This window comes from Jannaschia formosa, from assembly GCF_003340555.1.
Lineage (GTDB): Bacteria > Pseudomonadota > Alphaproteobacteria > Rhodobacterales > Rhodobacteraceae > Jannaschia > Jannaschia formosa.
This window is the reverse complement of record NZ_QPLJ01000003.1, coordinates 31,378-53,130: the sequence shown is the minus strand read 5'-3', so window position 1 is coordinate 53,130 and position 21,753 is coordinate 31,378. Positions and strand designations below refer to the sequence as shown.

The 21,753-nt window shown below is 68.9% G+C and carries 26 protein-coding genes; 4 read left to right on the top strand and 22 right to left on the bottom strand.

The features are described 5' to 3' along the window. The first annotated feature begins 84 nt into the window (after positions 1-84). Positions 85-888 (top strand): response regulator, encoded by an 804-nt coding sequence (locus tag DR046_RS04665; RefSeq protein ID WP_115380848.1) that lies wholly within the window; start codon positions 85-87, stop codon positions 886-888. 13 nt (positions 889-901) lie between these two features. Here the strand turns inward: DR046_RS04665 and DR046_RS04660 are convergent, their stop codons facing one another. Further along, the gene (locus tag DR046_RS04660; RefSeq protein ID WP_115380498.1) at positions 902-1,294 is read right to left on the bottom strand and encodes a hypothetical protein; all 393 of its coding nucleotides are present in this window, start codon (positions 1,292-1,294) and stop codon (positions 902-904) included. A 109-nt stretch (positions 1,295-1,403) separates the two neighbouring features. After that, positions 1,404-2,372 (bottom strand): YihY/virulence factor BrkB family protein, encoded by a 969-nt coding sequence (locus DR046_RS04655; protein ID WP_115380496.1) that lies wholly within the window; start codon positions 2,370-2,372, stop codon positions 1,404-1,406. A 119-nt stretch (positions 2,373-2,491) separates the two neighbouring features. Between DR046_RS04655 and DR046_RS04650 the strand changes: the two genes are divergently transcribed. Beyond that, entirely contained in the window at positions 2,492-3,406 is a 915-nt protein-coding gene (locus tag DR046_RS04650) for an isopenicillin N synthase family dioxygenase (protein WP_115380494.1), read from the top strand. 8 nt (positions 3,407-3,414) lie between these two features. On the opposite strand, the gene DR046_RS04645 is transcribed toward DR046_RS04650, so the two are convergent. Together DR046_RS04645 and DR046_RS04640 are read right to left on the bottom strand one after the other, a co-directional pair. Next, a complete protein-coding gene (locus DR046_RS04645; RefSeq protein ID WP_115380492.1) occupies positions 3,415-3,900 on the bottom strand; it encodes a gluconokinase in 486 nt (161 codons plus the stop codon). After that, positions 3,897-4,664, bottom strand: coding sequence for an SDR family oxidoreductase (locus DR046_RS04640; RefSeq protein WP_115380490.1), 768 nt, complete (start codon positions 4,662-4,664; stop codon positions 3,897-3,899). Before DR046_RS04640 ends, DR046_RS04645 begins: the two co-directional genes overlap by 4 nt. A gap of 93 nt (positions 4,665-4,757) precedes the next feature. Here DR046_RS04640 and DR046_RS04635 point away from each other — a divergent pair, with 93 nt between their 5' ends. After that, positions 4,758-5,789 carry an L-idonate 5-dehydrogenase gene (locus DR046_RS04635; protein ID WP_115380488.1) on the top strand — a complete coding sequence of 344 codons (1,032 nt, stop codon included), beginning with the start codon at positions 4,758-4,760 and terminating at the stop codon, positions 5,787-5,789. Positions 5,790-5,798: 9 nt separating this feature from the next. Continuing rightward, positions 5,799-6,695: an SMP-30/gluconolactonase/LRE family protein gene (locus DR046_RS04630; protein ID WP_115380486.1), complete on the top strand. Its 897-nt coding sequence runs from the start codon at positions 5,799-5,801 to the stop codon at positions 6,693-6,695. Positions 6,696-6,800: 105 nt separating this feature from the next. On the opposite strand, the gene lpdA is transcribed toward DR046_RS04630, so the two are convergent. The 18 genes from lpdA to mdh all read right to left on the bottom strand — a co-directional run bounded on the left by lpdA (position 6,801) and on the right by mdh (position 21,723). Beyond that, positions 6,801-8,195, bottom strand: a complete 1,395-nt coding sequence (lpdA, locus tag DR046_RS04625; RefSeq protein WP_115380484.1) for a dihydrolipoyl dehydrogenase — start codon at positions 8,193-8,195, stop codon at positions 6,801-6,803. Between the two features lie 75 nt (positions 8,196-8,270). After that, entirely contained in the window at positions 8,271-8,666 is a 396-nt protein-coding gene (locus DR046_RS04620; protein ID WP_115380482.1) for an MAPEG family protein, read from the bottom strand. Positions 8,667-8,685: 19 nt separating this feature from the next. Further along, on the bottom strand, positions 8,686-8,862 hold the full coding sequence (locus DR046_RS23500; protein ID WP_167766880.1) for a hypothetical protein: 177 nt from the start codon (positions 8,860-8,862) through the stop codon (positions 8,686-8,688). A 67-nt stretch (positions 8,863-8,929) separates the two neighbouring features. Continuing rightward, on the bottom strand, positions 8,930-9,169 hold the full coding sequence (locus DR046_RS04615) for a DUF3303 family protein (RefSeq protein WP_115380480.1): 240 nt from the start codon (positions 9,167-9,169) through the stop codon (positions 8,930-8,932). A 70-nt stretch (positions 9,170-9,239) separates the two neighbouring features. After that, a complete protein-coding gene (locus tag DR046_RS23220) occupies positions 9,240-9,596 on the bottom strand; it encodes a hypothetical protein (RefSeq protein WP_135227256.1) in 357 nt (118 codons plus the stop codon). Between the two features lie 121 nt (positions 9,597-9,717). Further along, positions 9,718-9,945, bottom strand: coding sequence for a hypothetical protein (locus DR046_RS23215; RefSeq protein ID WP_135227255.1), 228 nt, complete (start codon positions 9,943-9,945; stop codon positions 9,718-9,720). After that, a complete protein-coding gene (locus DR046_RS04610) occupies positions 9,942-10,202 on the bottom strand; it encodes a BrnT family toxin (protein ID WP_115380478.1) in 261 nt (86 codons plus the stop codon). The genes DR046_RS23215 and DR046_RS04610 overlap by 4 nt, the downstream gene beginning before the upstream one ends. Further along, positions 10,203-11,795 carry a 2-oxoglutarate dehydrogenase complex dihydrolipoyllysine-residue succinyltransferase gene (gene odhB, locus DR046_RS04605; protein ID WP_115380476.1) on the bottom strand — a complete coding sequence of 531 codons (1,593 nt, stop codon included), beginning with the start codon at positions 11,793-11,795 and terminating at the stop codon, positions 10,203-10,205. It abuts the gene before it with no gap. Between the two features lie 4 nt (positions 11,796-11,799). Continuing rightward, complete coding sequence (locus DR046_RS04600) at positions 11,800-14,769, bottom strand: 2-oxoglutarate dehydrogenase E1 component (RefSeq protein ID WP_115380474.1); 2,970 nt, start codon at positions 14,767-14,769, stop codon at positions 11,800-11,802. After that, positions 14,766-15,251 (bottom strand): hypothetical protein, encoded by a 486-nt coding sequence (locus DR046_RS04595; RefSeq protein ID WP_115380472.1) that lies wholly within the window; start codon positions 15,249-15,251, stop codon positions 14,766-14,768. Before DR046_RS04595 ends, DR046_RS04600 begins: the two co-directional genes overlap by 4 nt. Beyond that, the gene (locus tag DR046_RS04590; RefSeq protein ID WP_115380470.1) at positions 15,241-15,945 is read right to left on the bottom strand and encodes a sulfotransferase family 2 domain-containing protein; all 705 of its coding nucleotides are present in this window, start codon (positions 15,943-15,945) and stop codon (positions 15,241-15,243) included. The genes DR046_RS04595 and DR046_RS04590 overlap by 11 nt, the downstream gene beginning before the upstream one ends. A gap of 113 nt (positions 15,946-16,058) precedes the next feature. Beyond that, on the bottom strand, positions 16,059-16,703 hold the full coding sequence (locus DR046_RS04585) for a DUF805 domain-containing protein (RefSeq protein WP_115380468.1): 645 nt from the start codon (positions 16,701-16,703) through the stop codon (positions 16,059-16,061). A 3-nt stretch (positions 16,704-16,706) separates the two neighbouring features. Continuing rightward, positions 16,707-17,081: a hypothetical protein gene (locus tag DR046_RS04580; protein WP_115380466.1), complete on the bottom strand. Its 375-nt coding sequence runs from the start codon at positions 17,079-17,081 to the stop codon at positions 16,707-16,709. Beyond that, on the bottom strand, positions 17,078-17,965 hold the full coding sequence (sucD, locus tag DR046_RS04575) for a succinate--CoA ligase subunit alpha (protein WP_115380464.1): 888 nt from the start codon (positions 17,963-17,965) through the stop codon (positions 17,078-17,080). The genes DR046_RS04580 and sucD overlap by 4 nt, the downstream gene beginning before the upstream one ends. Before the next feature lie 33 nt (positions 17,966-17,998). Beyond that, positions 17,999-18,577: a hypothetical protein gene (locus DR046_RS04570; protein ID WP_115380462.1), complete on the bottom strand. Its 579-nt coding sequence runs from the start codon at positions 18,575-18,577 to the stop codon at positions 17,999-18,001. Next, positions 18,574-19,206 carry a succinyl-CoA synthetase subunit beta gene (locus DR046_RS04565; RefSeq protein WP_245190803.1) on the bottom strand — a complete coding sequence of 211 codons (633 nt, stop codon included), beginning with the start codon at positions 19,204-19,206 and terminating at the stop codon, positions 18,574-18,576. Before DR046_RS04565 ends, DR046_RS04570 begins: the two co-directional genes overlap by 4 nt. 43 nt (positions 19,207-19,249) lie before the next feature. After that, positions 19,250-20,443 carry an ADP-forming succinate--CoA ligase subunit beta gene (sucC, locus tag DR046_RS04560; protein ID WP_115380460.1) on the bottom strand — a complete coding sequence of 398 codons (1,194 nt, stop codon included), beginning with the start codon at positions 20,441-20,443 and terminating at the stop codon, positions 19,250-19,252. Between the two features lie 317 nt (positions 20,444-20,760). Next, a complete protein-coding gene (mdh, locus tag DR046_RS04555) occupies positions 20,761-21,723 on the bottom strand; it encodes a malate dehydrogenase (protein WP_115380458.1) in 963 nt (320 codons plus the stop codon). Positions 21,724-21,753: the final 30 nt, after the last annotated feature.

Here is a 21,753-nt window from a genome sequence, read left to right as displayed (position 1 = left end):
GTTGATCGGGAACTGAACGCCGGTTGGCGGGTTGGGTTCCAAGAAAACGGCAAACCGGGTTAAAATATTCCTATGACGATGGACATGACAGGTGGCGATCTCTCCAGCCGAATTGCTGCCAACTTGCCTTACCTTCGCCGCTACGCGCGCGCGCTGACCGGGTCGCAGGACAGCGGCGACCGGTACGCCGCCGCGACGCTCGAGGCCATCCTGGCGGACAGCTCGGCGATGAAGTCCGCGACGGACACGCGCACCGGCCTCTTCAAGGTCTTGCACACCATCTGGCAGGCCAGCAAGGTCGCGCCGGACATGGGTGGCGACGTGTTGCATGCGGCGGCGCAGAGGCACCTGGCGCGGCTGACCGACGACACGCGCGAGGCCCTGCTGCTCCACACCATCGAGGAGTTCGACTTCGACCAGGTCGCCACGATCATGGGCGTCGAGCGGTCGGAGGCCGAGGAGCTGGTCCGCATCGCCCGCCGCGAGATGGCCGACAGCGTCGCGGGCCGCGTCCTCATCATCGAGGACGAGCCGGTGATCGCGATGGATCTCGAGAACCTCGTCTCCGAGCTTGGCCACCAGGTGACGGGCGTCGCCCGCACCCGCGACGAGGCGGTGGAGATCGGCAGCGCGGACAAGCCGAACCTGATCCTCGCCGACATCCGGCTGGCCGACAGCTCGTCCGGAATCGATGCGGTCAACGACCTGCTGGGCGTCTTCGGCACGCTGCCGGTGATCTTCATCACCGCCTTCCCCGAGCGTCTGCTGACCGGCTCCCGGCCTGAGCCGGCCTTCCTGATCTCCAAGCCCTACAAGGAGGATCAGGTCCGGTCGGCCGTCAGCCAGGCGATGTTCTTCTCGTCGACCGAGACGCTGCACGGCGCCTGACGTAGAGCGGCCGTCACACCAGCCCGGGATCCGGCGGCGCGACGGGCCGGTCGCGATCCCGGGTCCATTGCCGCAGCAGATTGGCGACTGCCTCGCCGGTGAAGGGCGCCTGGACGCATGCGCCCGGACCGCCCGAGGTGACGCGCCGCTCCCCGGTCGTGCCGATCCGCGCCAGGGCCACGCCCCTCTGGCTCAACCGCGCGACGATCGCGCGACTGGCCTCGTCCTCCGCGAAGCCGGAGAGGAAGACGCCGACGACCGACATCTCGTCGACGATGGTCATCGTGTGCCGGTCGATCTCGGGCGCGTGGATGACCTGCGCGCCGGGCACCGTCTCGCGCACGATCTCCGACAGGTCCTCGGCGACGTAGGGGTCGGGGTCGAGGATCAGGAAAACCGCGGTCATGGGCCGGGCTGCCGGGCCGGTGCGACGGAAGAGGGAATGCGCGGCGTCATGCGCGACCCTAGCGCGTCACCGTGACGGTTTCAAAGAGCCCCTCCGCCCTGCCGTCCGGTCAGACCTCGATATAGGTATCTGCCGCCTGCGCGCCGCGCTGGCCCAGGGGCTTGGGCGGGCCGACCGTGCTGTCGTCGAGGGTATGCCGCTCCAGCTCGGCGTTCACGGCGCCGCCCAGAAGCAGCAGGAAGGCCGAGATGAACAGCCACATGAGCAGGGCCACGACCGCGCCGATGGAGCCGTAGACCTCGCTGTAGCGGCCGAACTCCGCGAGATAGACGCCGAACGCCCAGGAGGCGAGACCCCAGAGCGCGACCGCCATCACCGAGCCGGGGGTGATCCAGCCGATCCGCGCGTTGCGCCGGTTGGGACCGTAGCGGTAGATGATCCCAGACCCCAGCAGCAGCACGCCGACGGCCAGCATCCAGCGGACCGCCTCGATCGCCATGCCCGCGACCGGGCCGAGGGGGACGAAGGCCATGACGATCGGCGCGACGATGATCGCCGCGATGGCCACCAGCGCCACGAAGACCAGCGACACGGTCAGCAGGATCGCCGTGCGGTAATGCGCGAAGCCCTGGCGGTTGCGCTGCTTGTAGACCGCGTTCATCCCCATCATCAGCGCCGCGACCCCGGCCCGCGTCGACCAGAGCGCGACCAGCAGCGACAGGACCGAGGCCCAGCCGAGCGCCTCCGGTTCGGCCGAGGTCAGGGCCTGGATCTGCGTCGCCACCAGCGAATAGGCGTCCGCGGGGATGATCGAGCGATAATATTCCAGCTGCGGCAGCACGTTCGCCGGATCGTTGAACATCCCCCAGAGCGCGACGATCGCCGCGAGCGCGGGGAACAGCGCCAGCATCCCGTAGAACGCGACCCCGGCCGAGATGAGCATCATGTTCATCTCGTCGATCTGCAGCCAGACCCGCTTGGCGAGGCTCCACCAGATCCGGGCCCGGGGAAACCGGAACAGCGTCCGGCGGGCGCGGACGGCCTCCCGCGTCTCGCCGGCCTCGGTCGGGGTGTCCATCCTGGGCCTCCGGTCTTGCAGCCTCGCTTCCCTCCGAACCTAGCCCTTTCCCGTCCGGGACATAAGCCCCGGATGTGCTTCGCGCTTGACCGCCGCGACGGGGCGCGGGACGGTCGGCCATGATCCCCGTTCTCGACTGGTCCCGCCACGCCTCCGATCCTGCCGCGCTCGCCTCCGAAGTGGGGCGCGCTTTGCGGGACACGGGCTTCCTGCTGCTCGCCAACCCTGAGGTTCCGGCCGAGCTGCGCGCCGAGGTGTTCGGCCAGGCCGACGCGGTCTTCGACCTGCCCGAGGATGCGAAGCGCGCCGTCGACATCGGCAACACGCCGCATTTCCGCGGCTGGGCCGGGCCGGGGACCGAATCGCTCGATGAGACCCGGCCCGAGATCGACACCAAGCAGAGCTTCAACATCGGGCTGGAGCTCGCCCCGGACGACCCGGCGATGGGCCAGCCCTTTCGCGGCCCGAACCAGTGGCCCGACCTGCCCGGCTTCCGAGAGACGATGCTGGCCTATTACGGCGCGGCCCAGGCGCAGGGCCTCGGGCTGCTGTCGCTGATCGCGCGGGACCTGGGGCTTGCGCCGGACCATTTCGACCCGCTCTTCGACCGGCCGCTTTCGGCGCTGCGGCTCCTGCGCTACCCGCCTGCCACCGGCGCGCCCTCGGAGATCGGGGCGGGGGCGCATACCGATTACGGAGCGATCACGCTGCTGATGACGGACGGAGAGCCGGGCCTTCAGGTCCGGCCCCGCGGCGGCGACTGGACGGACGTGCCGCATGTCCCGAGCGCCTATGTCGTCAATGTCGGAGACTGCCTGATGCGCTGGTCGAACGACACCTATGTCTCGACCCCGCACCGGGTGCTGCCGCCCGCCCGCACCCGCCGCTCGGTTGCCTTCTTCGTCGAGGCCAATCCCGATGCGCTGGTGAAGGCCCTTCCCGGCACCGGCACGCCGAAATACGCGCCGATCCTGGCCGCGGACTACCTCCGCTCCCGGCTCGACGCGACCTATGCGCCGAAGGCGCCCGCCTGACGGCGCCGTCAGTCCGCCCGCACCCGCGCGACCAGCTCGTCCACGATCTCCTCCGGCGGCCGGTCGATATCGACGCGGACGACGCTCTCGTCCGGCCCGGGCCGCTCCAGCGTGGCGAGCTGGCTGTCGAGCATCTTCTCCGGCATGAAATGCCCCTTCCGATGGCCCATCCGCTCCTCCAGAACCTCGCGTGCGCCGTCGAGGAACAGGAAGGTGACCGCCCCGGCCACCTCCCGCATGCGGTCGCGATAGGCGCGCTTGAGGGCCGAGCAGGCGACCACGTCCACCTCTCCGGCCAGCCGCGCCGCGACCGCATTGATCCAGGGCCAGCGGTCGGCATCGGTCAGGGGCTGCCCGCGGCTCATCTTGTCGATGTTCGATTGCGGGTGCAGGCTGTCCCCGTCGAGATAGCTCAGCCCCATCCGCTGCGCGAAGAGCTCTCCGACGGTGCTCTTGCCCGCCCCGGACACGCCCATGACGACATAGCCGCTCACAGCGAGGCCGTGATGCCGCCATCCACATAGACGACGGTGCCGTTCACGAAGGAGGACGCGTCGGAGGCGAGGAAGATGCAGGCGCCGACCAGTTCCTCGACCCGGCCCCAGCGACCCGCGGGCGTGCGCTTGGCCAGCCAGGCCGAGAAGTCCGGGTCGGCCACCAGCGCGGCGTTCAGCGGGGTGTCGAAATAGCCCGGCGCCAGCCCGTTGCATTGCAGCCCATGCTTGGCCCAGTCGGTCGCCATGCCCTTTGTCAGGTTGGCAACCGCCCCCTTTGTCGCGGTGTAGGGGGCGATCCCAGGCCGCGCGAGCGAAGACTGGACCGAGCAGATGTTGACGATCTTCCCCCGCCCGCGCCCGATCATGTGCCGCGCCACGGCCTGCCCGACATGGAAGACGCTGGCGATATTGGTCTGGAGCAGCCGCTCGAACGCCTCGGCCGGGAAATCCTCCAGCGGGGTGCGGTGCTGCATGCCGGCATTGTTCACCAGGATGTCGATCGCCCCGGTCCCGGCCTCGAACCCGTCCACGGCCGCCCGCGCGGCGGCATGGTCGGTCACGTCGAAGGGCAGGGCGTGAACGGTCGCGCCGCCGTCCCGCAGCGCCTCGGCGGCGGCCTCGGTCCGTGCCGGGTCGCGCCCGTTCAGCACGATCTCGGCGCCCGCCTCGGCCAGCCCCCGGGCCAGCGCATAGCCGATGCCCTGTGACGATCCGGTCACGAGGGCGCGCCGGCCGGTCAGGTCGAACAGGGTCAGGCTCATGTCGATCTCCTCGCGCCTCGACAGCCGGAGGCGGCGCGGCCTAGGTTAGCGGCGTCGCCTGCCGGTGCAACCGGCCCGCCAGGAAAGTCCCAGATGAAGGCCATCGTCATCCACGCCGCCCGAGACCTGCGCCTGGAGGACCGCGCGCCGCCCCCCGCCCCGGGTCCCGGAGAGGTCGCGGTCGAGATGGCCGTGGGCGGCATCTGCGGCTCGGACCTGCATTACTACCAGCATGGCGGCATCGGCACGGCGATCCGCCTGCGCGAGCCGATGATCCTCGGCCACGAGGTCTCGGGCCGGGTGACGGCCGTGGGAGACGGGGTCGAGACCCTGTCCGAGGGCCAGCTCGTCGCGATCTCGCCCTCGCGCCCCTGCGGTGCCTGCGCCTTCTGCCTGGAGGGCGCGCCGAACCATTGCATGAACATGCGGTTCTACGGCTCGGCCATGCCCTTCCCGCACATCCAGGGCGCGTTCCGCCAGCATCTGATCGCCGATGCCTCCCAATGCGCCGACGCGACCGGCCTGACCCCGGGCGAGGCCGCCATGGCTGAGCCGCTCGCCGTCTGTCTCCACGCGATGCGGCAGGCGGGCGGGCTGGTCGGGAAGGCCGTTCTCGTCACCGGCGTCGGCCCGATCGGCGCGCTCTGCATCCTCGCCGCGCGCCGTGCCGGGGCCGACCTGATCGTCGCGACCGACCTGTCGGAGTTCACGCTGGACATGGCCCGCAGGCTCGGCGCCGACGAGGCCTGGGACGCGCGCGAAGGGCTGGCGCCCTATGTCAAGGACAAGGGCCGCTTCGACGTGCTGTTCGAGTGCTCGGGCGCCGCCGCGGCGCTCTCTGCCGCCATCCCCGCGATCCGGCCGCGCGGCACGATCGTGCAGCTCGGGCTCGGCGGCGACATGACCCTGCCGGTGCAGGCCATGACCGCGAAGGAGCTCACTTTCCGCGGCTCATTCCGGTTCCACCCCGAGTTCCACACGGGCGTCAGCCTCATGCGGAAGGGGCTGATCGACGTCAAGCCGCTCATCACCCAGACCGTGCCGCTCTCGCAGGCGCAGGCCGCCTTCGACCTCGCGGGCGACCGGAGCCGCGCGATGAAGGCCCAGATCGACTTTACCGCCTGAGGAGCGACCATGCCCTTCTTCGAAAGCCACGATCCGGTCTTCGACCGCTTCGTCCTGCACAACGCGCCGGTCAAGCGGCTCGCGACCGGGTTCGACTGGGTCGAGGGGCCGGTCTGGTTCGGCGACCACAACTGCCTGCTGTTCTCGGACATCCCCAACAACGTCATCCACCGCTGGCATCCGGCGGAGGGCGTCAGCGTGTTCCGGTCGCCGTCGAACTTCGCCAACGGCCACACGCGCGACCGTCAGGGCCGGCTCGTCAGCTGCGAGCACGGCGCGCGCCGGGTCGCCCGGACCGAGCCGGACGGATCGATTACGGTCATCGCCGACGGCTTCGACGGCAAGCCGCTCAATTCGCCCAACGACGTGGTCGTGAAGTCGGACGGCACGATCTGGTTCAGCGATCCGCATTACGGGATCGTGACGGATTACGAAGGCCACAAGGCCCCGTCCGAGAACCCGCTGGTCGTCTATCGGGCCGATCCCGCGACGGGCGCGCTGGACGTGATGGTGGACGACATGAACGCGCCCAACGGGCTGGCCTTCTCGCCCGACGAAAGCCTGCTCTACGTCGCGGATACCGGCCGCCGGGGCGAGGGCGATCCGACCCATATCCGCGTCTACGACGTGCGCGCCGGGGGCTGCACGAACGGGCGCCTCTTCCACGCGGTCTCGCCCGGCAAGGCCGACGGCTTCCGGCTCGACAGCGACGGGAACCTCTGGACCTCCGCCGCCGACGGGGTGCACTGCATCGCCCCCGACGGACGGCTTCTCGGCAAGATCCTGGTGCCGGAGCTGGTGTCGAACCTCTGCTTCGGGGGCCGGGCGAAGCACGAGCTCTACATCACGGCCACGACCTCGCTCTACCGGGTGAGCCTGGCCCGGCGCGGGGTGCAGTGGCCGTAACCCTCTGTCAAGGTTGATGCCCCCGCCTTCGATGCTCTCGAAATATGCCGGGGGGAGCCGAAGGCGGGGGGCAGAGCCCCCCCTCTCCGTTTCCCCAAGGGACCGTCAGGCGTGGATCGCGCCGTCGCCGCAGGCAAGCGCCGCCTCGCGCATCGCCTCCGAGAAGGTCGGGTGCGCGTGGCAGGTCCGCGCCAGGTCCTCGGCGGCGGCCCCGAATTCCATCGCGACGCAGACCTCGTGGATCAGGTCGCCCGCCATCGGGCCGATGACGTGGCAGCCGAGGATGCGGTCGGTCTCCTTGTCGGCCAAGAGCTTGACGAAGCCCTCGCCCGCGAAGACCGCCTTCGCCCGGCCGTTGCCCATGAACGAGAACTTGCCGACCTTGTAGGCGCGGCCCTCCTTCTTGAGCATCTCTTCGGTGAGGCCGACCGAGGCGACCTCGGGATGGGTGTATATCACGCCGGGGATGACCGTATAGTTAACATGCCCGTGCTGCCCGGCCAGAATCTCGGCCACGGCCATGCCCTCGTCCTCGGCCTTGTGGGCCAGCATCGGGCCCTCGATCACGTCGCCGATGGCGTAGACGCCCTCGACGCTGGTCTTGTAGCGGTCATCGACCTCGATCTGGCCGCGCTGCGTCAGCGTGACGCCCAGCGCGTCGAGATTCAGCCCCTTGGTGAAGGGCTTGCGGCCCGTGGCGACCAGAACGACATCCGCCTCCATCGACTGCGCGCTGTCGTCCTTGCGCAGCGTGTAGTCGACGGTCGCGCGCCCGTCCGCGACGGACACCTTCTTGACGGCGGCGCCCAGCACGAAGGAAAGTCCCTGCTTCTTCAGGATCTTCTGGAACTGCTTGGCGATCTCGGCGTCCTGTCCCGGGGTGATCGCGTCGAGATACTCGATCACCGTCACCTCCGTGCCGAGCCGGGCGTAGACCGAGCCCATCTCCAGCCCGATCACGCCGCCGCCGACGACGACCATGCTCTTGGGAATGCTCGGCAATTCCAGCGCGCCGGTCGAGGTCACGACGGTCTTCTCGTCGATCTCGACCTCGGCGCCCGGCACACCCGACGCCTCGGAGCCCGAGGCGATGACGATGTGCTTCGCCTCGTGGACCTCGTCGCCGACCTTGACCTTGCCGGGTCCGGGGATCGAGCCCCAGCCCTTCAGCCAGTCTACCTTGTTCTTCTTGAACAGGAACTCGATGCCCTTGGTGTTCTGGCCGATGACGTCGTCCTTGTAGGCCAGCATCTTCTCCCAATCGACCTCGGGCGCGGGCGCCGTGAGGCCCATCTTCGCGAAATTATGTTGCGCTTCATGCAGTTGGTGCGTCGCATGCAGCAGCGCCTTGGACGGGATGCAGCCGACGTTGAGGCAGGTGCCGCCCAGCGTGTCGCGCCCCTCGACGCAGGCCGTCTTGAGGCCGAGCTGCGCGCAGCGGATGGCGCAGACATAGCCGCCGGGGCCGCTGCCGATGATGATGACGTCGTATTGGGCCATGATGTCTCCGGGGGTCGTATTCGGCGGGTGATCCGCGGGTGATGCGCGTCGGATATGCGTCCGACGCGGCGCGGATCAGATCAGGGTCGAGATAACCATAAGGACGGTCGCGAGGAACCCCACCATCCAGACCACCGACCGCCAGGGCCGCCAGCCCAGCGCGTAGGCGGGAACGTAGACGACCCGCGCGGCGAGGTAGGTCCAGGCGCAGGCGGCGGTGAACCCGCTGGCCTGTCCCGACAGGGTGACGAGCGTCACCGCGGCGGTGAACAGGACCAGCCCCTCGAAATGGTTCGTCAGCGCCCGCTGCAGCCGCCCGCCCAGCGGCGAGAGCGGGCGCGACGGCTCTCGGTCGCGGGCGGACATGGCGTAGCCGGGGCCGACGTCGAGATTGGCGCGGATGGAGTAGGCCGCGAACTGGACGGCCTGCAGCAGCAGGGCGAGGGCGAGGGCGGTGAGTTCGGGGGTCATGGGCGGGCCTCGGTCTGCGTCACTTGCCGCGCCGGATCAGGAACAGCGTCAGCAGGCCCGACAACACGGCATAGACGCCGGCGGCGTACCAGAGCACGGGATCGGGCCCGGCCCAGGCCTGGAGCAGGATGACGAGGAAGACCGCGATGGCGACGCGGATGATCCAGAAGGCGATGGCGCGGCGGGTCGGTGACATGGGGCGCTCGTAGCCCGTCCGCCCGCCGGACGGAAGCCCGTGCGGCGGGCACGGATCGTCGCGCCGGTCAGGCGGTTCGGAGGAACCGCGCCTCGATCTTCGGGCCGGTCGCGGATTCGCGGTCGATCCAGGCCTCGGCGCGCTTCCGGTCGTTGGCCTCGAAGAGCGCGGTGACCTCCGGGCCCAGGGCCGCGCGCCAGAGCTGCATGAGGGTCAGGCCGGCCTGCATCCGCGTCTCCGCGCTGGCGTCGAAGTCGCGCTTCCAGGCGTCGTAGTCGGGCGGGGTGAGGTGGAGGAGGAGGTGCATGGGGAAGCTCCGGGTTGGGCTGCTATGAAACCCCGCATGTTAGCGGTTGGTTTCTCCAAGCTCGAACCTGCTAACGCAAAGGCATTGATACTCCGGTCGATCCGATCAGCACGATCACACCATATGCGAAACAGATCACTGCACCGATGCCGCAGACCGCATTCACTCCGACGACGGAATTCTCTAAATAACGTGCCGTCCCCATTTCCGGAGGTAGCGCATAACGAACATAGGAATACAGGATTGCGGCAAGCATCAGTAGCAGCGCAAGGAGGAACGACGACAATGCTCGTTGCAAGCCATCGATCGAGACGACAAACGCCGATGTGCTTGAAGCACTTCCGAGATAGGCAAGAAGGATGGCAAAGGCTCCGCCGTTCAGCAACACGATGGTCCGTGCGAATGCTAGCCCCAGTTCGTTCGCCATCTCGCTGCGCTTCAATTCGTTCTCCGATGAAGGTGACAGCATTTTGTTTTCCTCAGCGTGATCAGGTGGCGCAAACGCCTAGTCTTTAAGGCGCGTCGGCTTGCGCACCCCTGGCGACGCCCTACTCCTGCGCGAGCAGCGCACGCGCTCGGTCTATCGGTTCGCGGACGGATCGGCCCTCTGCATCGGCCCGGACGATCTCTTCCAGCGCGGTGCGCAGGCGCGCGTTTTTTTCCGTGGCTCTGCCAAGGATATCCGCTTCGCGGCGCGCCGGAATTGCACGAGAGAAAAAATTCTCGTCGAGAGGCGGGTTATCATCGAAATCGGCGGGCGGGGGCGGACGGGTCATCGCTGTTCCCTTCGGTTGGCCTTGCGGAGCGAGATCACGCGGATCGTCTCTTCGCGCAGAACATATACCACGACATGGGCGCGGTCGCCGATCTTTCCAAGCGCTTGGAACCGCGTCTCGCCGTAGTCGTATCGCGTGTCCTCGGCGCGCAGCGCCCCGTCCCAGTCGAACCCGAAGATGGCCTCGAAGGGAACCCCGTGCTTGTCGAGGTTCGCCTTCGCCTTGTCGTCATCCCAGTCGTAGGGCGGCCGCGGCACTCACAGGTCCATCAAGAGCCGCCGCGGGTCCTCCAGCGCTTCCTTTACCCGGACGAGGAACGTCACCGCGCCCTTGCCGTCGACGATCCGGTGGTCGTAGCTCAGCGCAAGATACATCATCGGGCGGATGACGATCTCGCCGCCGACGACCATGGGCCGGTCCTGGATCTTGTGCATGCCGAGGATGCCCGATTGCGGCGGGTTCAGGATCGGCGAGGACATCAGCGAGCCGTAGACGCCGCCGTTCGAGATCGTGAAGGTCCCGCCCTGCATGTCGGCCATGGAAAGCTTGCCGTCGCGGGCGGCCTTGCCCTTCTCGGCGATGGCCTTCTCGATCTCGGCGAAGCTCATCCGGTCGACGTCGCGGATGACCGGCACGACGAGGCCCTGCGGGGTTCCGGCCGCGATGCCCATGTGGACGAAGCGCTTGTAGACGACGTCCGTGCCGTCGATCTCGGCATTGACCTCGGGGACCTCCTGCAGGGCGTGGACGCAGGCCTTGGTAAAGAAGGACATGAAGCCGAGGCGGGTGCCGTGCTTCTTCTCGAAGAGGTCCTTGTATTCAGAACGCAGGTCCATGACCGCCTTCATGTCGACCTCGTTGTAGGTCGTCAGCATGGCGGCGGTGTTCTGCGCGTCCTTCAGGCGGCGCGCGATGGTCTGGCGCAGGCGGGTCATCTTCACCCGCTCCTCCCGCGCCTCGTCCTTGGCTGCGACGGGCGCGCGGGGGGCCGGGGCGGGCTCCGGCGCGGGGGCCTGGGCGGGGGACTTCGCGGTCAGCACGTCCTCCTTCATGATGCGGCCGTCGCGGCCGGTGCCCTTGACCTGAGCCGGGTCGAGTCCCTTCTCGGCCATCAGCTTGTTGGCCGAGGGCGCGTTCTCCACGTCCGCCTTCGGCGCGGCGGCCTCGACGTTGTGCCGGGCCTCCTCGACCTCCGCCTTGCCCGCGTCCGGCTTCGGCTCGGGGTTCATCGCAGGCGGCTTGGCCGCGCCGGGGGTGGCGCCCGCGCCGCCCAGGATGGTGGCGAGCTGGCCGCCGGCTTTGACGGTCGCGCCTTCCTCGGCGAGGATCTTGCCCAGCGTCCCGGCCGCGGGGGCGGGGACCTCGACCGAGACCTTGTCGGTCTCGAGCTCGCAGAGCATCTCGTCCTGCGCGACCTCGTCGCCTTCGGCCTTGAACCAGGTGGCGACGGTCGCCTCGGTCACGGACTCGCCCAGGGCGGGGACCATGACCGCGACCTCCTCGCCGCCGTCCGCGGGGGCGGAGGCGGCGCCGCCGGCCTCCGAGGTGCCTTCCTCGGAGCCGGGCTGCGCCACGGCGGCGGGAGCGGAAGCATAGGAAGCGGAAGCGCCCGCGCCCTCGGAGATGGTGGCGAGCAGGGCGTCGACGCCGACGGTCGAGCCTTCCTCGGCGACGATCTCGCTCAGGGTGCCGGTGGCGGGCGAGGGGACCTCGACCGTGACCTTGTCGGTTTCCAGCTCGCAGAGCATCTCGTCGGTGGCGACGGCATCGCCCGGCTTCTTGAACCAGGTGGCCACCGTCGCCTCGGTCACGGATTCCCCGAGGGTGGGGACCTTCACGTCTATCGTCATGCCGTTACTCCATGCTCAGCGCTTCGTTCACCAGCGCCGATTGTTGTGCCTTGTGTTGCGAGGCCAGACCCGTCGCGGGCGAGGCCGAGGCGGCGCGGCCCACGTAGCGGGGCCGCGTGTTCGCGGCGCCGATCCGGGTCAGGACCCATTCGATGTTGGGCTCGACGAAGGTCCAGGCGCCCTGGTTCTTGGGCTCCTCCTGGCACCAGACGAACTCCGCCTGCTTGAAGCGGCTCAGCTCGTCGACCATCGACTTGGCCGGGAACGGATAGAACTGCTCGAGCCGCAGCAGGTAGACGTCGTCGAGCCCGCGCTCGTCCCGCTCCTCCAGGAGGTCGTAGTAGACCTTGCCCGAGCAGACGACGACCCGCTTGATCTGGTCGTCCGCCACCAGCTTCGTCGTCGAGTTGCCCTGCTGCGCGTCATCCCAGAGGACCCGGTGGAAGCTGGACCCCGTGGTGAATTCGGCGCGCCGGGAGACGGCGAGCCGGTGGCGCAGCAGCGACTTGGGCGTCATCAGGATCAGCGGCTTGCGGAAGTCGCGATGGATCTGACGGCGCAGGATGTGGAAGTAGTTCGCGGGCGTCGTGCAGTTGGCGACGATCCAGTTGTCGGAGCCGCATTGCTGCAGGAAGCGTTCCAGCCGGGCCGAGGAATGCTCCGGCCCCTGGCCCTCGAAGCCGTGGGGCAGCAGGCAGACGAGGCCCGACATGCGCAGCCACTTCGACTCGCCCGACGAGATGAACTGGTCGAACATGATCTGCGCGCCGTTGGCGAAGTCGCCGAACTGCGCCTCCCACATGACCAGCGCGTTGGGCTCGGCCAGCGAGTAGCCGTATTCGAAGCCCAGCACCGCGTATTCCGACAGGGCGCTGTCGATCACCTCGAAATGGGCCTGGCCGTCGCGGATGTGGTTGAGCGGGTAGTAGCGCTCCTCCGTCTCCTGGTTGACGATGCCGGAATGGCGCTGGCTGAACGTGCCGCGGGTCGAATCCTGGCCCGCGAGGCGGACGGGATAGCCCTCGGTCAGCAGCGACCCGAAGGCCAGCGCCTCGGCGGTGGCCCAGTCGAAGTTCTCGCCCTCGTCGAACATCTTGCGGCGCGCGTCGAGCAGGCGGCCCACGGTCTTGTGGATCGGCAGGTCCTCGGGAACGTTCTGCAGCGCATGGCCGACCTGGTTGAAGGTCTCGTCCGCGATCGCCGTCTCGCCGCGGACGTAGTCGTCCTCGGCGCGGCGGTCGAGATGGGACCAGCGTCCGTCCAGCCAGTCCGCCTTGTTCGGCTTGTAGTCGCGCCCGGCCTCGAATTCCTGCGCGAGCCGGTCCTGGAAGGCGGCCTTCATGTCCTCGATCTCGCCCTCGGGGATCAGCCCGTCCTTCACCAGCCGTTCGGTATAGAGCGAGAGGGTCGTCTTGTGGCCCTTGATGCGCTTGTACATCATCGGGTTGGTGAACATGGGCTCGTCGCCCTCGTTATGGCCGAAGCGGCGGTAGCAGAAGATGTCGATGACGACGTCCTTGTTGAACTTCTGCCGGAACTCGGTGGCGACCTTCGCGGCGTGGACCACCGCCTCGGGATCGTCGCCGTTGACGTGGAAGATCGGCGCCTCGACGACCAGCGCGTTATCGGTCGGGTAGGGGCTCGACCGCGAGAAATGCGGCGCGGTGGTGAAGCCGATCTGGTTGTTCACCACGATATGGATCGTGCCGCCCGTCCGGTGCCCGCGCACGCCCGAGAGCGCGAAGCATTCCGCGACCACGCCCTGGCCCGCGAAGGCCGCGTCGCCGTGCAGCAGGACGCCGGTCACCTTCTGGCGGGTCGTGTCGTTGAGCTGGTCCTGCTTGGCGCGGACCTTGCCCAGAACGACGGGGTTCACCGCTTCCAGATGCGAGGGGTTCGCGGTCAGCGACAAGTGGACGGTATTGCCGTCGAACTCCCGATCGGACGAGGCGCCGAGGTGGTACTTGACGTCGCCCGAGCCGTCGACGTCCTCGGGCTTGAAGCTGCCGCCCTGGAACTCGTTGAAGATCGCCTTGTAGGGCTTGCCCATCACGTTGGCGAGGACCGACAGCCGGCCCCGGTGGGGCATGCCGATGACGATGTCCGAGAGGCCCAGCTGCCCGCCGCGCTTGATGATCTGCTCCATCGCGGGGATCAGCGCCTCGCCGCCGTCGAGGCCGAAGCGCTTGGTGCCCATGTACTTGACGTGGAGGTATTTCTCGAAGCCCTCGGCCTCGACCAGCTTGTTGAGGATCGCGCGGCGGCCGTTCTGGGTGAACTTGATCTCCTTGCCGTAGCCCTCGATCCGCTCCTTGAGCCAGGCCGACTGCTCGGGGTCGGAGATGTGCATGTACTGCAGCGCGAAGGTGCCGCAATAGGTGCGCTTGAGGATGGCGATGATCTCGTTGAGGGTCGCGACCTCCAGCCCCAGCACGTTGTCGATAAAGATCGGCCGGTTCATGTCGGCCTCGCTGAACCCGTAGGATTTCGGGTCGAGCTCCGGATGCGGGTCCGCGGCGCGCATGCCCAGCGGGTCGAGATCGGCGGCGAGGTGGCCGCGGATCCGGTAGGCGCGGATCAGCATGAGCGCCCGGATCGAGTCGAGCACGGCCCGCCGGACCTGGTCCTGGCTGAGCAGGTTGCCGGTGGCCTCGGCCTTCTTCTCGATCTTCTGCGCGGCGGCCTTCGCATCCTTCGGGTCGACCTTTGGCGCGGGCCATTCGCCCGTCAGCGCCGCCGTCAGGTCGTCCGAGGGCATCGGCGGCCAGTCCGCGCGGGCCCAGGACGGCCCCTCGGCCTCGGCCTTCGCATCGGCCGCGTCATCGGCGAGCTGCCGGAACAGCGCCTGCCAGCTTTCGTCCACCGCCGACGGGTCGGAGGCGTAGCGGGCATACATCTGTTCCAGATATTCGGCGTTGTGCCCCTGCAGGAAGGACGTGGAGTGGAAGGCGTCGTTGGGGGACTGGTCGGTCATTCCGTTTCCTCCGGAAAGATGAAGGTCAGGTCCGCGAGCAGGGGCGCTCCGGGCCAGCCGGTCGTGTCGATGGGGTCGGTGCCGGGAACCGGCGCGGCGGTGGCGAGGCGGCACTGCCGCTCGATCCGGCCGGGGGCGGTGACGGTCTGGGTCAGGGTCATCGCCTCGTCGCCGCGCGTCAGCACGGCGGAGCGGGTGCTGTCCGTGTCGACGCGGCGCAGGAGGCCGGCGCCGGCCTTCCGCTGAAGCTCGAGGATCTCGGCGGGTGTCCGGCCGCCGTCGTCGCCCTCGATATAGGTGATCGCGCGGGTCCAGGCGAGCGCGTCGGCCTGGGCCGGGGTCAGGGCCTCGGCGCGGGTCCAGCCCTGCGCCTCCAGCGCGGCGAGGGCGGCGTCGAAGCCGGGTTCGGCGCAGGGCTGGGCCGCGGCAGGCGCGGCGAGGCAGAGGGCCGCCAGAAGGATCGCGCGCAGGTCAGTCGTCATGGGCCATCTCCATCGGCGTCTCGGGATAGGGGTGCAGGTCCCAGACCCAGGCCAGCCGGTCGCGCACGAGGCGCATGGTCGGCGCGTCGTAATAGTCGGCGGTGGCGAAGCCCTGGCGGAAGGCCCGTCCGACCTTGGTCCGGGGCAGGTCGAGCGTGCCCGGGGCGAGCGACAGCCGCGATTCGAGGCCCGCGAGGTCGGCGGCGAGATGCTCCTGCCGCAGCACGACGTCGACGCAGGACCGGCCGTCGATCTGGACGATCTCCCTGTCGTCGTTCCAGGTGCCCGTCCGCACGAAGTCGCGGAACTCGGCGACGAGCGTGGCCTGCGAGGCGTCCGGGGAGGCGCCCCGACGCGCCAGGTCCCGGCGCCAGTGGAACATGGAGACCATCCGCTCGAACGGGTCCCGGATGCAGGCGACCTTGGCATAACGGTCCCAGAGCCGCTTGCCGATCAGGCCCCGGATCGCCGCGGCGGGCATGTGGTTGTACCAGATCTCGTCGAGCGCATCGCGCCGCGGCGCCTCGACCCGCCGCATCCCGACAACGCCGCGCGCCCCGAGAACCGCATGCGTCTCCTCGACGACCGGCGCCGGGGCATCCGTGCAGAGCGGCTGGAGCGCCATCTCGACGGAGGTCCCTGCGGTCTTGCGCGTCTTGAGGTAGACGAACTGGTGGGGGTGGGAGACGAGCATGGGTCAGCAGGGCGCCTCCGTCGCCGGCTGGAGGGTCCGGTGGAAGGTGGTCGCGGGCGGAGTGAGGCCGACGGCGACCTGCCCGCCAGCGAAGTGCGGCGCGGCGAGGCGCATCATGAGCGCTTCCCGATGTGTGGCATGTTACCGACACGGATGATCGTCGGTTGAGCGGCAGCATCCGCAGGGGGCGGGCCGAAACGGTTCGGACCGGGAGTTCCGCGGCTTGCGAGGGTCACGACAAGCCAGATCGAAGCCGCGAAGCTCGCGAAAGCTCCCGTCACGGATACGGCCATGGGAAGGTCCTCTCTGAAGGCGCGCATCATCGCGGAAGCCATCTCTGGCCCGCCGGATAGAAACCCGTCGAAGCCGACCGTGGTCGCCACCAGAGCGAGCATCGTCACGATCCCCAGCCCGTGCGGCAGGAATGCCCACCATCCGCGGATGTCGCGGTCGTGCAGACGGCGCCACGTCACCGCAAGCCACGGCAGGAAGGTCACGATCGAGAAAATCGTCTCCAGCCAGCCGCCGTCGTAATTCGTGATGCGCCCGTAGGAGACGGTCTCGTTCCCGTTCGCGTCGGTGCGAATAACCTGTTCGAGCGAGGCGGATCCGCCGAAGATCAGGCCGTCGAGGATCGCCAGGGCAACGGAGCCGAGGAGCAGGAAGAGCACGAACCACCAGAACTCCGACCGCGAGGCGCGGCCGGAGAATGTCGCATACTTGCGAAAGCAGGTGCCTATCGCCTCCGTAAAGCCCATCGCTCAGCCACACCTCACATCGGCGGCGATCTCGCGCGACCGAAGGCCTCCGAAGCGGCGCGGCTCCGAGATGGAGGCCAGCGGACGGCCCCATGTCTGGCAGAGCGACACGCCCGCCGTCCGGAAGTCGTTTGGCGCGAAGGCGTCGTTCAGCGCGCGGACCGTATAGCTGCCCCTGACGCCGCGAACGTCGAAGACCGAGGTGGGCAGCGGAACCCTCGCACCCTTCAAGCCGCCCGGCGCGTCGGGAAGCTCCATGTAGAAGACTCCCTTCGCGACCTCCGTGACCATTCCGGCAGAGCCTTGCGCACCCAGCCCCTCGCCTTGGCAGGCGGAAAGGGCGGCAGCGGTGAGAAAAAGGGCCGTGATCTGTCTCATCCCTTGTCGATGGCCTCCTTCACCGCCTCGCCCAGCGTGGCGGGGCTGTCGGCGACGACGATGCCGGCGGCCTTCATCGCCTCGATCTTCGACTCCGCGTCGCCCTTTCCGCCCGCGACGATGGCGCCGGCATGGCCCATGCGGCGGCCCGGAGGCGCCGTGCGGCCGGCGATGAACCCGGCGGTGGGCTTCCAGCGGCCGGCCTTGCGCTCGTCGGCGAGGAACTGCGCGGCGTCTTCCTCCGCGGTGCCGCCGATCTCGCCGATCATGATGATCGAGGTCGTCTCGGGGTCGGCCAGGAACATCTCCAGCACGTCGATATGCTCGGTCCCCTTGATCGGGTCGCCGCCGATGCCGACGGCGGTCGACTGGCCCAGCCCCATGTCGGTCGTCTGCTTGACCGCCTCGTAGGTCAGCGTTCCGGAGCGCGACACGACCCCGACGGACCCGCGCTTGTGGATATGGCCCGGCATGATGCCGATCTTGCAGGCGTCCGGCGTGATCACGCCCGGGCAGTTCGGCCCGATCAGCCGCGTCTTCGACCCGTCGAGCGCGCGCTTGACCTTCATCATGTCGAGCACCGGGATGCCCTCGGTGATGCAGACGACCAGCGGCAGCTCGGCGTCGATGGCCTCCAGGATGGAATCGGCGGCGAAGGGGGGCGGGACGTAGATGACGCTCGCATTGGCGCCGGTCTTCGCGACCGCCTCGTGGCAGCTGTCGAAGACGGGCAGGTCGAGATGGGTCTGGCCGCCCTTTCCGGGCGTCACGCCGCCCACCATCTGCGTGCCGTAGGCGATGGCCTGCTCCGTGTGGAAGGTCCCCTGGGAGCCGGTGAGGCCCTGGCAGATCACCTTTGTGTCTTTGTCGATCAGGATGGCCATTCTTCTCTCCGTCTTGCGCGGTCGCGCGATAGTCTAGCGGTGGATGACGAGGATGACCGGGTGCAGGAACGTCTCGGCCTGCCCGGTCTCCGGATTGGTGATCGTGGTGGTGGCGATGGGCTGCGTCAGCGACACGTCGTCGAAGAAGAAGCCGATGCCGCCGCGCTCGTTCGTGCCCGCCCCGACGGGCGCGGCGGTCAGGGCCGAGCCGTCGACGAGGCGCGGTGCGAGGATCTCGCCCGCGATGCGATTGGCGGCGCGCACCCCGATGGCGGGCGAGCCGACCGAGCAGCCGGAGCCGCGATAGACGACCCGGCGCCCGTCCTCGGTCGTGATCGCCTGGTCGGGCGCGGGGCCAAGGCGCAGGAAGGTCAACGTGCCCGGGTTTACGTAGACCGTCGCCCCGTTCTCGCGGTTGCGGACGGGGAAGTCGAGCGCCCGGGCGGCGCGGTCCTGCGCGGCCTGCGTGGTGTTGTTGAGGCAGACCGCCTCGGTCGCGAAGCGCATGCGCTGCACCGCGATCTCCTCGACGCCGGAGGGGACGCGCAAGGCGCCGTCCTGCGCGCAGCTGGCGAGCAGCGCCGCGGCCAGGAGGATCAGGGGACGGATCATCGGATGGCCTCCGCGGATGCCTCGGGGGTCAGGCGCTCGACGCGCAGGAAGGTCTCGGTTCCGTTCGGGCCGGGGCGGGTGCCGGTCTCGACAACGGCGATGCGGGCGGGGTTGAGGAAGCGGGCGCCGCGGAGGGTGGTGGTTTCGTCTGGGCGGGCGGGGAGGGGGAGCGGGGCCTCGGCGCGGATGCCCTCGGCTTGCAGGGCGGCGAGCGCGATCTCGGCCGCGGCTTCCCCGTGGGCGCCGTCGAAGGCGATCTCGCAGCGGCGGTCGGTGCCGGGGGTGGCCTCGGTTGCCGGCTTGGAGGGGGCGGGGGCGGAGAATGGGCGCAGGTCGTAGAAGTCGTGCCGCCCGTGGGGGGCGAGTTCGGCCTCTGCCGCCCGGGCGGTCAGGTGCGGCGAGAAGCAGTTGCGCGCGAAGGCGTCGAGGGCGGCGGCGCGGAGGGGGTTGGCGGCAGCCAAGCCGCAAGCCGCGAAGGTGAGCGCGATGCCGAGCGCGGCGCAATGGCCGGTCGCGCGCCGGACGGCCTTCGCCCGCCCCGCCGATGCCGATGCGCGCGCCGCTGCCGACCGGGGTGCGGTCGGGGCGGCCCGGGCGGGGCGGCAGGCGATGGGGCGGCGCGGGGACATGGGTCGTCCTTCGGGTTGAGGGGGCGGCGGCCCCGCCAGGGGCTCAGCCCTTGACGGCCTTCACGATCTTCTGTGCGCCGTCCTTGAGGTCGTCGGCAGCAATCACGTCCAGGCCGGAATTGTTGATGATGTCCTTGCCCTGCTGCACGTTCGTGCCCTCCAGCCGGACCACCAGCGGGACCTTCAGCCCGACCTCCTTCACGGCGGCCACCACGCCCTCGGCGATGACGTCGCAGCGCATGATGCCGCCGAAGATGTTGACCAGGATGCCCTTCACGTTCGGGTCCGAGGTGATGATCTTGAACGCCTCCGTCACCTTCTCCTTGGTGGCGCCGCCGCCGACATCGAGGAAGTTCGCGGGCTCCGCCCCATAGAGCTTGATGATGTCCATCGTCGCCATCGCCAGCCCGGCGCCGTTGACCATGCAGCCGATCTCGCCGTCGAGCGCGATGTAGTTCAGGTCGTACTTGGAGGCGGCGAGTTCCTTCGCGTCCTCCTCGGTCTCGTCGCGCAGTTCGGCGATGTCCTTGTGGCGGTAGATCGCGTTGCCGTCGAAGCCGACCTTGGCATCAAGCACCTTGAGGTTGCCCTCGTCGGTGACGATCAGCGGGTTGATCTCCAGCATCTCCATGTCCTTCTCGGTGAAGGCCTTGTAGAGTTGCCCCATGAGCTGCACGCACTGCTTGACCTGCGCGCCTTCCAGCCCCAGCGAGAAGGCGACGCGGCGGCCGTGCCAGGGCTGGTAGCCGGTGGCGGGATCGACCGAGAAGCTGACGATCTTCTCGGGGGTCGAGGCGGCCACCTCTTCTATGTCCATGCCGCCCTCGGTCGAGCAGACGAAGCCGATGCGGCTGGTCTGACGGTCGACCAGCAGCGCCAGATACAGCTCGCGCGCGATGCCGGAGCCGTCCTCGATATAGATGCGGTTGACCTGCTTGCCCGCGGGGCCCGTCTGGTGCGTGACCAGCGTGTTGCCGAGCATCTTCCGCGCCTCTTCCGCGGCCTCCTCGACGGATTTGGCGAGGCGGACGCCGCCCTTCTCGCCGGCCTCGGCCTCCTTGAACTTGCCCTTGCCGCGGCCGCCGGCGTGGATCTGCGCCTTCACCACCCAGAGCGGCCCGTCGAGCTGGCTGGCGGCGTTCTTGGCCTCGGCGGCCTTGGTGACGGCCACGCCGTCGCTGACCGGGGCGCCGTAATCGCGCAGGAGAGCCTTGGCCTGATACTCGTGGATGTTCATGGGTCGCGCCCCCGGTCGCTTTGGTGTCGGTCGCAAACGGGGAAAGCACGGGCCGAGGTCCCTTGGAATACCGGAAGAGGGAATTGTTACAGGTCCTGCGGGAAAATCGGCATTTGTGATCACACGACGCAAAGCTGTGATCACACCAGTCCGCGCGGCAAGGCGCCGCCGCAACCGGAGACAGGCCGGTCGCGTCCCCAAGCCGGGGGAGACTGCGTGAAAAGAAGCTTTTGCGGGAGATGCAGGGCGCGGACGCGGCGACGCGGCGGCATCGGCGGAGTTGCGGCCCGCACCCGGAGGCGCGGGCCGCCCGAATGTCAGGTCAGCGAAGGGTCGATGCCCTTGCAGGCCTCGACGAGGGCCTTCACCGCGTCGACCGACTTGTCGAACATCGTCTGCTCCTCTCGGGTGAGCTTGATGTCCACGATCCGCTCGATGCCGCCCGCGCCGATCACCGTGGGGACGCCGACATACATGCCGTTGAGGCCCAGCGCGCCGTCGACATAGGCGGCGGCGGGCAGCAGGCGCTTCTGGTCCTTGAGGTAGGCCTCGGCCATCTCGATCGCCGAAGCGGCCGGGGCGTAGAAGGCGGAGCCGGTCTTGAGCAGGCCGACGATCTCGGCTCCGCCGTCGCGGGTGCGCTGAACGATGGCGTCGAGGCTCTCCTGCGAGGTCCAACCCATCTCGACCAGGTCGGGCAGGGGAATGCCGCCGACGGTCGAGTAGCGGACGAGCGGGACCATCGTGTCGCCATGGCCGCCCAGCACGAAGGCGGAGACGTCCCGCATCGAGACGTCGAACTCGAGCGACAGGAAGTGGCGGAAACGCGCCGAGTCGAGCACGCCGGCCATTCCGACGACCTTCTCGTGCGGCAGGCCCGAGAACTCGCGCAGGGCCCAGACCATCGCGTCGAGCGGGTTGGTGATGCAGATGACGAAGGCGTCGGGGGCATTGTCGCGGATGCCCTCGCCCACGGCCTTCATGACCTTGAGGTTGATGCCCAGCAGGTCGTCGCGCGACATGCCCGGCTTGCGCGGGACGCCCGCGGTGACGATGCAGACATCGGCGCCGGCGATATCGCCATAGTCGTTGGTGCCCTTGAGGACGGCGTCGAAGCCCTCGACAGGGCCGCTTTCGGCGATGTCGAGCGCCTTGCCCTGCGGCACGCCCTCGGTAATGTCGAAGAGGACGATGTCCCCCAGTTCCTTGATCGCGGCGAGGTGGGCGAGGGTGCCGCCGATCTGTCCCGCGCCGATGAGCGCGATCTTGGGTCGGGCCATTTTGGTGTCTCCGGTCTGTCCGTCGTGAAG